Source organism: Mycobacterium europaeum (assembly GCF_034555895.2).
In the GTDB taxonomy this organism is placed as follows: domain Bacteria; phylum Actinomycetota; class Actinomycetes; order Mycobacteriales; family Mycobacteriaceae; genus Mycobacterium; species Mycobacterium europaeum.
The window spans coordinates 2,434,383-2,446,014 of sequence record NZ_CP157315.1; the positions used below are offsets into that span (position 1 = coordinate 2,434,383).

Here is an 11,632-nt window from a genome sequence, read left to right on the forward strand (position 1 = left end):
TCGTGCCCGCTAACGGTTCCTCCGCAGCCTCCACCGGCCGCGGCTTGGCTTCTCCGGCTCGGCGGCCGAATCGCTTTCGGCCGGCTCGGGCTCGGGCTCAGCTTTTGGTTCGGGTTCGGGCTCGGGCTCGGGCTCGGGCTCGGGCTCGGGCTCGGGCTCGGGCTCGGGGTGATCATCCGCCTCGGCTTTCGGCTCTTCGGGCTCTTCGTGCTCCGCCTCTGCGGGCTCCACCTCGTCGGGCGCTTCGGGCTCCGCGGATTCGGGCTCGACCTCGTCAGCCGCTTCGGGCTCCGCCTCTGCGGGCTCCGCGGATTCGGCTTGGGGTTCTTCGCCTTCGGTTTCCTCGGCTTCGGCCGCGGGCTCTTCCGCCGCCTCCGCTTCGACCGTCTCCGGCTCGCCGGCGTCACCGGCCTCGCCCGTTTCCGCCGACTCGGCGGGCTCAGCGCCGTCTCCGCCGGCACCCGCCGCGACCACCGCAGTCGTCGCCGCGGCCGAGACGACGGGCGGCGACGCGGCCGCCGGCTTTACTGCCGGGGCTTCCCCGGCGACGTGATCGGTGCCCCGCAGGCTCTCGGGCGCCTCGCGTCCCTTCGGCGCCGCCATGATGTACACCACGGCGCCGATGAACACGAAAGTCGATGTGAACGAATTGATCCGGATGCCCGCGATATGGGTGGCGGTGTCGTCGCGCAGCAGTTCGACACCGAAGCGCCCGATGCAATAGCTGGCCACATACAGCGCGAACAGTCGTCCGTGCCCCAACGCAAACCGCCGGTCGGCGTAGATCAGGAAGGCGAAAACCAGGACGTTCCAGATCAATTCGTAGAGGAACGTCGGCTGCACGACGAGTGCGACCTGGCCCGTGGAGACACCGTCCAGAGAGTGGGGGTCGATGTATCCCGAGGGGTCTCGGCGGTAGAAGATCTCCAGACCCCACGGCAGCGTGGTTTCCCGGCCGTAGAGCTCCTGGTTGAAATAGTTCCCCAGCCGGCCGATGGCCTGCGCCAGGATGATGCCCGGGGCGACCGCGTCGGCGAAGGCGGGCAGCGGAATGCCGTGACGCCGGCAACCGATCCACCCGCCGACGGCACCGAGGGCCACCGCGCCCCAGATGCCCAGGCCGCCGTCCCAAATGCGCACCGCCGCACCCAAACCGGCACCGCCCGGACCCCAATAGGTCCGCCAGTCGGTGGCGAGGTGATAGAGCCGACCGCCCACCAATCCGAACGGCACGACCCACAGGGCGATGTCGTAGATGACCCCGCGCTGGCCGCCGCGCGCCTCCCAGCGCCGGTCGCCGATCAGCAGGGCCGCGACGATGCCGGTGATGATGAACAACGCGTAGGCGCGAATCGGCAGCGGCCCGAGGTGCCAGACACCCTGGGGCGGGCTCGGGAAATACGTCGGCAACGTCCTCATCGGCCGGACGCCCTCTGCCGAACGCCGGCGGCCAGTTCCCCGGTGAGCGCGCGCAGCGCGGGCAACCCGCCGTCGCCCAGCGCCGACACCAGGGCGGACCCGACGATCACACCGTCGGCGTAGCTGGCGATCTGCGCCGCCTGCTCCCGCGACCGCACGCCCAGGCCGACCCCGACCGGGATGTCCGACACGGCCTTTACCCGTCGCACCAGTTCGGGCGCGGCCTGCGACACCGCGTCCCGCGCACCCGTCACCCCCATCGTGGAAGCAGCGTAGACGAATCCCCGCGATGCCTCGACGGTCATCGCCAACCGTTGCGGCGTCGAGGACGGCGCCACCAGAAAAATGCGATCCAACCGATGCTCCTCAGCTGCCGCCAGCCACGGCCCGGCTTCGTCGGGAATGAGGTCCGGTGTGATCAGGCCGTGGCCTCCGGCGGCCGCGAGATCACGCGCGAAGGCGTCCACCCCGTACCGCAATACCGGATTCCAATAGGTCATCACCACCGCGCGGCCGCCGGCCGCACTGATCGCCTCGACGGCGGCCAGCGTGTCGCGAACCCGCACTCCCCCGTGCAGCGCGAGCTCGGTGGCGCGTGCGATGGTCGGCCCGTCCATACCGGGATCGGAGTAGGGCACACCGACTTCGATGATGTCGCAACCCGATTCGACCAGGGCCAGCATTCCGTCCACCGAGGCCCGCACGTCGGGGTAACCGGTGGGCAGGTAACCGATCAGCGCGGCGCGATCCTCCGCGCGGCACGCGTCGAAGACCGGCCCGAGCCTGCTGGCTTGCCGCTGTTCCACGCTCATCGTTCGCTGGGCCCCATCAGGCCGAACCATTTCGCGGCCGTCTCGACGTCCTTGTCGCCGCGACCCGACAGGTTCACCACGATAATGGCCCCCGGCCCCAGCTCGAGGCCGAGCTTGACCGCGCCGGCGACCGCGTGCGCCGATTCGATCGCCGGGATGATCCCCTCGGTGCGGCACAGCAGCGCGAACGCGTCCATCGCCTCGGCGTCGGTGATCGGCCGGTATTCGGCGCGCCCGGTCTCCTTGAGGTACGCGTGCTCGGGGCCCACCCCCGGGTAGTCCAAACCCGCTGAGATGGAATGCGATTCGATGGTCTGGCCGTCCTCGTCCTGCAGCAGGTAAGAGAACGACCCCTGGAAGGCGCCTGGCGAACCGCCCGCGAATGTCGCGGCGTGCCTTCCGGTTTCGACACCGTCTCCGGCCGCCTCGAAGCCGACCAGGCGCACCCCCGCGTCGTCGATGAACGGGTGGAAGATGCCGATGGCGTTGGATCCGCCGCCGACACAGGCCACGACCGCGTCGGGCAACCGGCCCGCCTGGGCCTGGATCTGCACCCGCGCCTCGAGCCCGATGATGCGCTGAAAATCGCGCACCATCGCCGGAAACGGATGCGGCCCCGCGGCGGTGCCGAAGCAGTAATAGGTGCGGTCGGCGTTGGTCACCCAGTCACGAAACGCCTCGTTGATGGCGTCTTTGAGCGTTTTCGAGCCGCTTTCCACGGAGACGACCTCGGCGCCCAGCAGGCGCATCCGCGCCACGTTGAGCGCCTGGCGGGCGGTGTCCACCGCGCCCATGTAGATGACACATTCGAGGCCGAGCAAGGCGCATGCGGTGGCGGTGGCGACGCCGTGCTGGCCGGCGCCCGTCTCGGCGATGACCCGGGTCTTGCCCATCCGCTTGGCCAGCAACGCCTGACCGAGCACGTTGTTGATCTTGTGAGAACCGGTGTGGTTCAGATCTTCTCGCTTGAGGAAGATGCGTGCCGCGCCGGCGTGCTCGGACAGCCGGGTGGCCTCATACAGCGGGGACGGGCGGCCGGCGTAGTTGGCCTGCAGATCGTCCAGGGTGTCCAGGAAATCGGGGTTGATGCGTTCCTTCTCGTAGGCAGCGGTGACCTCTTCGATCACCGCCATCAACGCCTCCGCGACGTAGCGGCCGCCGTAAACCCCGAAATGGCCTCCCGCATCGGGTTCGTGGCTGGTGGGTTCGGCGACGGCTGCACTCGGACGGGGAAGGTCCGGGCGGGACACGTTGACCATCACCAGCGACTTGACGACTAGCGAGACGGCTTCGGACAGGACGGGTGGGTGCCCGCGGTGACCAGGTCGGCGACCGCCGCGCGCGGGTCACCGCTTTTGACCAGACCCTCGCCCACCAGAACGGCGTCCGCGCCGGCGCCGGCATACGCCAACAGGTCACCTGTGCCGCGGACACCGGACTCGGCGATCCTGATCACCTTGCTGGGCAGGCCGGGGGCGATGCGCGCAAAGCAATCGCGGTCGACTTCCAGCGTCGCGAGATCGCGTGCGTTGACGCCGATTACGTTGGCGCCCGCCTGCAGCGCGCGGTCGGCCTCCTCCTCGGTGTGCACCTCGACAAGGGCCGTCATGCCCAGCGATTCGGTGCGGTCGAGCATCGACACCAGCGCGGACTGGTCCAGCGCGGCAACGATGAGCAACAACATGTCGGCGCCGTGCGCGCGCGCTTCGTGGATCTGATACGGCTGCACCACAAAGTCTTTGCGCAACACCGGTATCGAGACGGCGGCCCGGACCGCGTCGAGGTCGTCGAGCGACCCGCGGAACCGTCGCTCCTCGGTCAGCACGCTGATGATCCGGGCTCCGCCACCCTCGTACGCGCGGGCCAGTTTCGCCGGATCGGCAATGGTGGCCAGGGAACCCGCCGAGGGACTGGCGCGCTTGACTTCGGCGATGACCCCGATGCCGGGCTCGCGCAGCGCGGCCATCACGTCAAGCGGTGGAGGCGCGGCCGCAGCGGCGGCCTTGATCTCGGACAAGCTGATGAGGGCTTCGCGCGCGGCGACGTCGGCCCGGACTCCCTCGAGGATGGAGTCAAGCACGGTAGCCGGACTCATGCCTGTTGCTTCCCTTCGCGCTGTCAACCATCGTCACCCCACAGCCAACCTGACGAACCGGAGCCGATTGCGACGACGTGAATGAAGGGTAGCGGCCCCCGGCTCGCGGCCCGTCACCGACCCTCGGTGTCCGAGTCGCGGGCCCGATCGGTCGGGTCGCGACCCTCGTCAAGCGCGTCCCAGATCATCCGCTCCGACATTTCCGGCGTCTCCGGCTGCTCCAGCATCGCGCCATCGGCGTCGTCGCGTAGCGCATTCGAGCGGCGCGTCGCCGGGGCCGCATACTTTTCCGCGCTCAGCCTCGCCGACCCGGAATCGCCGGCCGACCGCAGCAACAGGACGGCCGCGACCAGGGTGCAGGCCGCGGCGGCCACCGCGATGCCCGCGCCGACGTAGCGCCGCTCGCTGCCCACCAGCGTCATCACCGCGACGTGCGCCAGATCGGCACCGCGCACGGCGACGTCGGGGAGCGCCCACAGACTGACGCCCAGGTATCCGACGGCCAGGCTGGCCACTGCCAGCAGCCCCGCCAGCGCCCGCAGTGGCCAGCCGCGCACCGCGATCGCCGCCACGGCCGCCGCCAGCATGAGCACCGCCAACGGCAGCAGCGCCGTCGACCACGACGCGCCGGACAGCGTCACCTCCCGCGGCGGCCCCAGCCCGTCGAACGACCGGATCACCACCCACGGCAGGCGGGACGCCGCCCACAACGCCGCCGCGGATCCCACCAGCAACACCTGGGCCACCCCGACGGCCAACCGGGCCCGCCGGGCGGGCCGGGCCTCAGTCATGGGGGCCGGCCTCCGGGGCGGTCAGCGTCTCGGCGGCGGCGATCGCGCCCAGCACCGCGCGCGCCTTGTTGGACGCCTCGGTGTACTCGTACGGGCCGTTGGAGTCGGCCACCACCCCGCCGCCGGCCTGCACATAGGCGGTGCCGTCGCGCATCAGCGCGGTGCGGATGGCGATCGCGAAGTCGGCGTTGCCGGCGAAGTCGAGATAGCCGACCACGCCGCCGTAGAGGCCGCGCCGCGTCTTCTCCACCTCCTCGATCAGCTCCATGGCCCGCACCTTCGGCGCGCCCGACAGCGTGCCGGCCGGGAAGCAGGCAGTCACCGCGTCCAGCGCCGTCCGGCCCTCGGCGAGCATCCCCGTCACCGTCGACACCAGGTGCATGACGTGGCTGTAGCGCTCGATGTGGCTGTAATCCTCGACCCGCACGGTGCCGGGCGCGCACACCCGGCCGAGGTCGTTGCGGCCCAGGTCGACCAGCATCAGGTGCTCGGCGCGTTCCTTCTCGTCGGCCAGCAGTTCCTTTTCGAGCAGCTGATCCTCTTCCTCGGTCTGCCCGCGCCACCGGGTGCCGGCGATCGGATGCGTCGTCGCCCAGCCGTCGTGAACGGTCACCAGCGCCTCCGGGCTGGAACCCACGACCGAAAAGTCCGTTCCCCCATGGCCATTGGGGACATGCAGCAGGTACATGTAGGGGCTGGGGTTGGTGACCCGCAGCATGCGGTACACGTCGATGGGGTCGACGTCGGTGTCCACCTCGAACCGCTGCGAGGGCACGACCTGGAAGGCCTCGCCGGCGGCGATCTGGTCGACGAGGTAGTCGACGATCTTCCCGTACTCCTCGACGCTGCGCTGCGCGCGGTACCGCGGCTCGGGGCGGTCGAACGTGGCGACCGTGGACGGCAGCGGCTGGCCGAGCGCCGAGGTCATCACGTCCAGGCGGGCGACCGCGTCGTCGTAGGCCTCGTCGACCCGCTCGTCGGTGCCGTTCCAGTTCACCGCGTTCGCGATGAGCGTGATGGTGCCCTCGTGGTGGTCGACCGCCGCCACGTCGGTGGCCAGCAGCAGCAGCATGTCCGGCAGGTGCAGGTCGTCGACGGCAAGTTCGGGCAGGCGTTCCAGGCGCCGCACCATGTCGTAGGCGAACAGGCCGACCATCCCGCCGGACAGCGGCGGCAGCCCCGGCAGGGTCCCGGTGGCCAGCAGCTCGAGGGTGGCCCGCAGCGCCAGCAGCGGGTCACCGCCGGTGGGCGCGTCCTGCGGCACGGCCCCCAGCCAGACCGCTTCGCCGTCGCGGACGGTCAACGCCGACGGCGCGCCGGCGCCGATGAACGACCAGCGCGACCAGGATCGGCCGTGCTCGGCGGATTCCAGCAGGAACGTGCCCGGGCGATTGGCAGCGAGCTTGCGGTAGGCCGACAGCGGCGTCTCGCTGTCGGCCAGCACCTTGCGGGTCACCGGAACCACGCGGTGCTCGGCTGCGAGCTGGCGGAAGGCCTCTCGTGAGGTCGTCGCGGCGAGGTGGGCGTGCACCGGACCATCCTCGCAGACGTGGGCCCGGGCGCTCGCGGGCGTGACGGGGCTGCGCTGGTGGGCCCGGGAGTCGCCGTGGCGTTACGCTCGCGGCATGAAACCCGGAGACACCGTCGCGGACTTCGAACTTCCCGATCAGGCGGGGACGCCACGCAAGCTCAGCGACCTGCTCGCCGGCGGACCCGTCGTGCTGTTCTTCTACCCCGCCGCGATGACGCCGGGCTGCACCAAGGAGGCCTGCCACTTCCGGGACCTGGCCGCCGAATTCGCCGCCGTGGGGGCCACCCGGGTCGGCATCAGCGTCGATCCCGTGCACAAACAGGCCAAGTTCGCCGACATGCAGAAGTTCGACTATCCGCTGCTGTCCGACCCCGACGGCACCGTCGCCGCGCAGTTCGGGGTCAAGCGCGGCCTGCTCGGCAAGCTGATGCCGGTCAAGCGCACCACCTTCGTCATCGACACCGATCGCAGGGTGCTCGACGTCATCTCCAGCGAGTTCAACATGGACAGCCACGCCGACAAGGCGCTTCAGACGCTGCGCGCCCACTGAGCGTCAGGGGCTGATGGCCAGGAACACGTACGCGGCCAACAGCACCAGGTGCACCTCGCCCTGCAGCCGGGTCGCCCGCCCCGGGACGACCGTCAGCATGCTGATGACCACCGTCAGCGCCAGTAGCACCAGCTGGATGGCGCCCAGGCCGAGCACCAGCGGCCCCTTCAGCCAGATCGACGCCAGCGCGATCGCCGGGATGGTCAGCCCGATGCTGGCCATCGCCGAGCCGTAGGCCAGGTTCAGGCTGATCTGGATGCGGCCCTGGCGCGCGGCGCGCACCGCGGCCAGGGTTTCCGGCAGCAGGACCAGGGCGGCGATCACGACGCCGACGAAGGACTGCGGGAATCCCGCCGCCGTCACCGCGCTCTCGACGGCCGGCGACTCCTCCTCGGCCAGCCCCACCACCGCGCCCAGGGCGACCAGCAGCAGCGCCAGGCTGCCCAGCGCCGCGCCGCGGCTCGGCGGGTCCGCGTGGCTCTCGTCCTCGAACAGCCGCTTCTGCCCCCGCTGTGCGACCGGCAGGAAGAAGTCGCGGTGCCGCACCGTCTGGGTGAAGACGAAGACCAGGTACAGCAGCAGCGAGGCGACCGCCGCGAAGGCGAGCTGCCCGGGCGAGAATTCCTTGCCCAGGCCGCTGGTCGTGAACGCCGGCAGCACCAGGCTCAGCGTCGCCAGGGTGGTGAGGGTGGCCAGCGCGGCGCCGCTGCCCTCGGCGTTGAACAGCGTGACGCCATAACGCCGGGAACCCATCAGCAGCGACAGACCCGCGATGCCGTTGGTGGTGATCATCACCGCGGCGAACACCGTGTCCCTGGCCAGCGTCGCGGCCTCGTTGCCCCCGGACGCCATCAGCTCGACGATGAGGGCCACCTCGATCACGGTCACCGCGGCCGCGAGCACCAGCGACCCGAACGGCTCGCCGACCCGGGCCGCGACCACCTCCGCGTGATGCACCGCGGCCAGCACGGCCCCGATGAGAAACGCCGCCGCCAGCACGGCCAGTGCCGGACTGAGCCGCTCGCCCCAGATCACGGCCAGCACGCCGACGGCAAGCAGCGGTACGACCGCGGTCCACGACATCCGTCTCAACATCGATCGCCATTCTCATCGACGGCACCCGATCGGGCGACTTCGGAGTTGTTTGAACCGAAAGTCCCCGGGCACTGGGACAAAAGCCCCTAACGCTGACCCGGCGGCTTTTCATACGGTCGCAACATTCGCCTCAGGTTTACACGGGCTGATCCGGAGGGAAGTCAAACAGGCATATCCGAACGCTGGTCTTTAGCTAGCCGGATCGAAGGGGGACACGGTGTTAGCTACCCGGACCACCGCACAAAGCGGCGCCAACAGCTCCATTCGCAACCATCTGCGCAGTGTGCAGGACGAGGATCGCAACGACTGGGTTTCAAAAGCCCTGTGTCGAACCGGCGACCCGGACGGATTGTTCGTGCGCGGCGCCGCCCAGCGAAAGGCCGCGGCGATCTGCCGGCACTGCCCGGTGATCCTGGAGTGCGGGGCCGACGCGCTCGACAACCGGGTCGAGTGGGGCGTCTGGGGCGGGATGACGGAACGCCAGCGCCGTGCCCTGCTCAGACGGCACTCCGAGGTGGCGTCGTGGGTCGACTTCTTGGCCGCCGCCCAGGGTCAGCGTCGCATCGGGAGCTAGTGCCGCCGAACGGATCGCCACACACCACGGCCCCGCTAACCCTCGGGTTGCAGCAGCACGTCGGCGTCGAAGCAGCTGTGGTCACCGGTGTGACAGGCTCCGCCCACCTGGTCGACCGTGAGCAGCACGGCATCCCCGTCGCAGTCCAGCCGCACCGAGTGCACATATTGGGTGTGGCCGGACGTCGCGCCCTTGACCCACTGCTGGCCGCGGGAGCGCGAAAAGTACGTCGCCTCACGGGTTTCCAGCGTGCGGGCCAGCGCCGCGTCGTCCATCCAGGCCACCATCAGCACGTCGCCGGTGCCGCGTTCCTGCACGATCGCGGTGAACAGGCCGTCGGCGTTGCGCTTGAGCCGCGCGGCAATCTGCGGGTCCAGCGTCATCGCACGGTGATCCCTTCGGCGGCCATCGCCGCCTTCACCTGGCCGATGGTCAGCTCCCGGAAGTGAAAGACGCTGGCCGCCAACACCGCATCGGCGCCGGCGGCGACCGCGGGCGCGAAGTGTTCGGCCGCGCCGGCACCACCGCTGGCGATCACCGGCACCGTGACCGCCGAGCGCACCGCCTGCAGCATCGCCAGGTCGAACCCGGCCTTGGTGCCGTCGGCGTCCATCGAATTCAGCAGGATCTCCCCCACCCCCAGATCGGCTCCGCGGGAAGCCCATTCGACCGCGTCGATCCCCGTGCCACGGCGCCCGCCGTGCGTGGTGACCTCCCAGCCCGACGGCGTCGGCACCGAATCCGGGGGCACGGTGCGGGCGTCCACCGACAGCACGATGCATTGCGAGCCGAACTGCCTCGCCATCTCCTCCAGCAGGTCGGGCCTGGCGATCGCGGCGGTGTTGATCGACACCTTGTCGGCCCCCGCGCGCAGCAAGACGTCGACGTCGGCCACCGTGCGCACCCCGCCACCGACGGTCAGCGGGATGAACACCTGCTCGGCCGTGCGGCGCACCACGTCGAGCATGGTGGCCCGCCCCGACGACGAGGCGGTGACGTCGAGGAAGGTGAGCTCGTCGGCGCCCTCGGCGTCGTAGGCCGCCGCGAGCTCGACGGGATCGCCTGCGTCGCGCAGGTTTTCGAAGTTGACGCCCTTCACCACCCGCCCGGCGTCGACGTCCAGGCAGGGAATCACCCGCACCGCAAGGCCGCTGTCGGGGGGCATCTCAGAAGTCCTCCGGTCGGCCCGTGCCCCGCAGGACCTCGAGGATCTCGGCGTGCGCGCGCGGTCCCGCGGCCAGCGCGGAATCCGACGCGGGGGTCCAGGGTTCACCGCGGACGTCGGTGACCACCCCGCCCGCGGCGCGGACCAGCGCCACGCCGGCGGCGTGGTCCCACACGTGGCCGCCGAAACTGATGGAGCCACCGAGCACCCCGTCGGCGACGTAGGCGAGGTCGAGTCCGGTGGAGCCGTGCATCCGCAACCGCGACGAGACGCGGCTGAGGTTCTCCAGCACCGCGATGCGGTAGCGCCCCGGGAACCGGCCCCGCGCGTCGGCGCTGAACGAGCCGGCACCGATCAGGGCGTCGGCCAGGTCGACGGGCGCCAGCGGGGGCTGGGCGACACCGTTTTTCATCAACGGCCCACCCACCACCGCGGTGTAGCGCTGGTCGACGAAGGGCAGCCAGGTCAGGCCCGCGACCGGGTCGCCGCGGTGCAGCAGGCCCAGCAGGATGCCCGCCATCGGTGAGCCGGCCGCGTAGTTGAACGTGCCGTCGACGGGGTCGAGCACCCACACCCATTCGGAGTCGACGTCGGTGCCGCCGAATTCCTCGCCGTGCACGCCGATTCCGGTTGCCTCGGTCAGCGCGTCGACCACCTGCCGCTCGATCGCGAGGTCCACGTCGGTGGCGAAGTCGTTGCCCTTCTTCTGGACCGCCGAGTCGGCGCGGTGGCCGGCAAGGAACGGCTCCGTGGCGTCGTCGAGGATCGCCGACGCCTGCTGAACCAACGCGTCCAGGTCCATCGCCGCCCTACCCCGCGACCGCGGCCAGCGCCTGCGGCAGCGTGAACCGCCCGGCGTAGAGCGCTTTCCCGACGATGGCGCCCTCGACGCCCCGGTCGGTCAGGGTGGCGATCGCGCGCAGGTCATCCAGGCTCGACACGCCGCCGGAGGCGATCACCGGGGCATCGGTCCGGTCGGCGACGGCGGCCAACAGGTCGAGGTTGGGGCCGCCCAGCGTGCCGTCCTTGGTGACATCGGTGACGACGAAACGCGAACACCCTTCGCGGTCAAGGCGTTCCAGCACCTCCCACAGGTCACCGCCGTCGGTTTCCCAACCGCGGCCCCGCAACCGGTGCTGCCCATCGACGATCTGGACGTCCAGCCCGACCGCGACCTTCTCGCCGTGCTCGCTGATCGCGCGCGCACACCACTGCGGGTTCTCCAACGCCGCCGTGCCCAGGTTGACCCGGGCGCAGCCGGTGGCCAGCGCCGCGGCCAGGGACTCGTCGTCACGGATACCGCCGGACAGCTCCACCTGGACGTCGAGCTTGCCGACCACCTCGGCGAGCAGTTCGCGGTTGGAGCCGCGCCCGAACGCCGCATCCAGGTCCACCAGGTGGATCCATTCCGCGCCGTCGCGCTGCCAGCCCAGCGCCGCGTCCAGCGCCGAGCCGTATTCGGTTTCGCTGCCCGCCTTGCCCTGGACCAGCCGCACCGCGCGGCCGTCGACCACATCGACCGCGGGCAACAAGATCAACACATTTCCTCCTTCGCGCCGAGACTGCAACTGACGACGCACCCTCTCGACGTTCGCGTAGC

General features: G+C 70.5%; 13 protein-coding genes. 2 read left to right on the forward strand and 11 right to left on the reverse strand.

From position 1 onward, the window contains the following. Nucleotides 1–9: 9 nt before the first annotated feature. The 6 genes from U8D42_RS10835 to U8D42_RS10860 all read right to left on the reverse strand — a co-directional run bounded on the left by U8D42_RS10835 (nt 10) and on the right by U8D42_RS10860 (nt 6,648). Nucleotides 10–1,419: a prolipoprotein diacylglyceryl transferase gene (locus U8D42_RS10835; protein WP_322861075.1), complete on the reverse strand. Its 1,410-nt coding sequence runs from the start codon at nt 1,417–1,419 to the stop codon at nt 10–12. After that, entirely contained in the window at nt 1,416–2,231 is an 816-nt protein-coding gene (gene trpA, locus U8D42_RS10840; protein ID WP_322861074.1) for a tryptophan synthase subunit alpha, read from the reverse strand. Before trpA ends, U8D42_RS10835 begins: the two co-directional genes overlap by 4 nt. Continuing rightward, nucleotides 2,228–3,490: a tryptophan synthase subunit beta gene (gene trpB, locus U8D42_RS10845; protein ID WP_431523842.1), complete on the reverse strand. Its 1,263-nt coding sequence runs from the start codon at nt 3,488–3,490 to the stop codon at nt 2,228–2,230. The genes trpA and trpB overlap by 4 nt, the downstream gene beginning before the upstream one ends. A 17-nt stretch (nt 3,491–3,507) precedes the next feature. Further along, the gene (gene trpC / locus U8D42_RS10850; protein WP_085238565.1) at nt 3,508–4,326 is read right to left on the reverse strand and encodes an indole-3-glycerol phosphate synthase TrpC; all 819 of its coding nucleotides are present in this window, start codon (nt 4,324–4,326) and stop codon (nt 3,508–3,510) included. Between the two features lie 113 nt (nt 4,327–4,439). Next, a complete protein-coding gene (locus tag U8D42_RS10855) occupies nt 4,440–5,117 on the reverse strand; it encodes a TIGR02234 family membrane protein (RefSeq protein WP_085238564.1) in 678 nt (225 codons plus the stop codon). Then, nucleotides 5,110–6,648, reverse strand: a complete 1,539-nt coding sequence (locus U8D42_RS10860; protein WP_085238563.1) for an anthranilate synthase component I — start codon at nt 6,646–6,648, stop codon at nt 5,110–5,112. The genes U8D42_RS10855 and U8D42_RS10860 overlap by 8 nt, the downstream gene beginning before the upstream one ends. A gap of 94 nt (nt 6,649–6,742) precedes the next feature. On the opposite strand from U8D42_RS10860, the gene U8D42_RS10865 reads away from it, so the two are divergent. After that, nucleotides 6,743–7,198, forward strand: coding sequence for a peroxiredoxin (locus tag U8D42_RS10865; RefSeq protein ID WP_322861072.1), 456 nt, complete (start codon nt 6,743–6,745; stop codon nt 7,196–7,198). Between the two features lie 3 nt (nt 7,199–7,201). Here the strand turns inward: U8D42_RS10865 and U8D42_RS10870 are convergent, their stop codons facing one another. Beyond that, nucleotides 7,202–8,293 carry a calcium:proton antiporter gene (locus tag U8D42_RS10870; RefSeq protein WP_085238561.1) on the reverse strand — a complete coding sequence of 364 codons (1,092 nt, stop codon included), beginning with the start codon at nt 8,291–8,293 and terminating at the stop codon, nt 7,202–7,204. 217 nt (nt 8,294–8,510) lie between these two features. Between U8D42_RS10870 and U8D42_RS10875 the strand changes: the two genes are divergently transcribed. Beyond that, nucleotides 8,511–8,867 (forward strand): WhiB family transcriptional regulator, encoded by a 357-nt coding sequence (locus U8D42_RS10875; RefSeq protein ID WP_085238560.1) that lies wholly within the window; start codon nt 8,511–8,513, stop codon nt 8,865–8,867. Nucleotides 8,868–8,902: 35 nt separating this feature from the next. Here U8D42_RS10875 and hisI read toward each other — a convergent pair whose 3' ends face one another. Genes hisI through priA form a run of 4 tightly spaced genes read right to left on the reverse strand, consistent with a single transcriptional unit; the run spans nt 8,903 to nt 11,573 of the window. Then, on the reverse strand, nt 8,903–9,250 hold the full coding sequence (hisI, locus tag U8D42_RS10880) for a phosphoribosyl-AMP cyclohydrolase (protein WP_085238559.1): 348 nt from the start codon (nt 9,248–9,250) through the stop codon (nt 8,903–8,905). Beyond that, nucleotides 9,247–10,032 carry an imidazole glycerol phosphate synthase subunit HisF gene (hisF, locus tag U8D42_RS10885; protein ID WP_085238558.1) on the reverse strand — a complete coding sequence of 262 codons (786 nt, stop codon included), beginning with the start codon at nt 10,030–10,032 and terminating at the stop codon, nt 9,247–9,249. Before hisF ends, hisI begins: the two co-directional genes overlap by 4 nt. Before the next feature lies 1 nt (nt 10,033). Then, the gene (locus U8D42_RS10890; protein WP_322861071.1) at nt 10,034–10,834 is read right to left on the reverse strand and encodes an inositol monophosphatase family protein; all 801 of its coding nucleotides are present in this window, start codon (nt 10,832–10,834) and stop codon (nt 10,034–10,036) included. Between the two features lie 7 nt (nt 10,835–10,841). Then, complete coding sequence (gene priA / locus U8D42_RS10895) at nt 10,842–11,573, reverse strand: bifunctional 1-(5-phosphoribosyl)-5-((5-phosphoribosylamino)methylideneamino)imidazole-4-carboxamide isomerase/phosphoribosylanthranilate isomerase PriA (protein ID WP_322861070.1); 732 nt, start codon at nt 11,571–11,573, stop codon at nt 10,842–10,844. Between the last annotated feature and the right edge of the window lie 59 nt (nt 11,574–11,632).

What these genes read in the sequence shown, in the direction of transcription:
- trpC (WP_085238565.1), bottom strand. Translation starts at nt 4,326, where the DNA reads ATGAGTCCGGCTACCGTGCTTGACTCCATCCTCGAGGGAGTCCGGGCC.
- U8D42_RS10855 (WP_085238564.1), bottom strand. Translation starts at nt 5,117, where the DNA reads ATGACTGAGGCCCGGCCCGCCCGGCGGGCCCGGTTGGCCGTCGGGGTG.
- hisI (WP_085238559.1), bottom strand. Translation starts at nt 9,250, where the DNA reads ATGACGCTGGACCCGCAGATTGCCGCGCGGCTCAAGCGCAACGCCGAC.
- U8D42_RS10835 (WP_322861075.1), bottom strand. Translation starts at nt 1,419, where the DNA reads ATGAGGACGTTGCCGACGTATTTCCCGAGCCCGCCCCAGGGTGTCTGG.
- U8D42_RS10890 (WP_322861071.1), bottom strand. Translation starts at nt 10,834, where the DNA reads ATGGACCTGGACGCGTTGGTTCAGCAGGCGTCGGCGATCCTCGACGAC.
- trpB (WP_431523842.1), bottom strand. Translation starts at nt 3,490, where the DNA reads ATGGTCAACGTGTCCCGCCCGGACCTTCCCCGTCCGAGTGCAGCCGTC.
- hisF (WP_085238558.1), bottom strand. Translation starts at nt 10,032, where the DNA reads ATGCCCCCCGACAGCGGCCTTGCGGTGCGGGTGATTCCCTGCCTGGAC.
- U8D42_RS10870 (WP_085238561.1), bottom strand. Translation starts at nt 8,293, where the DNA reads ATGTTGAGACGGATGTCGTGGACCGCGGTCGTACCGCTGCTTGCCGTC.
- U8D42_RS10865 (WP_322861072.1), top strand. Translation starts at nt 6,743, where the DNA reads ATGAAACCCGGAGACACCGTCGCGGACTTCGAACTTCCCGATCAGGCG.
- trpA (WP_322861074.1), bottom strand. Translation starts at nt 2,231, where the DNA reads ATGAGCGTGGAACAGCGGCAAGCCAGCAGGCTCGGGCCGGTCTTCGAC.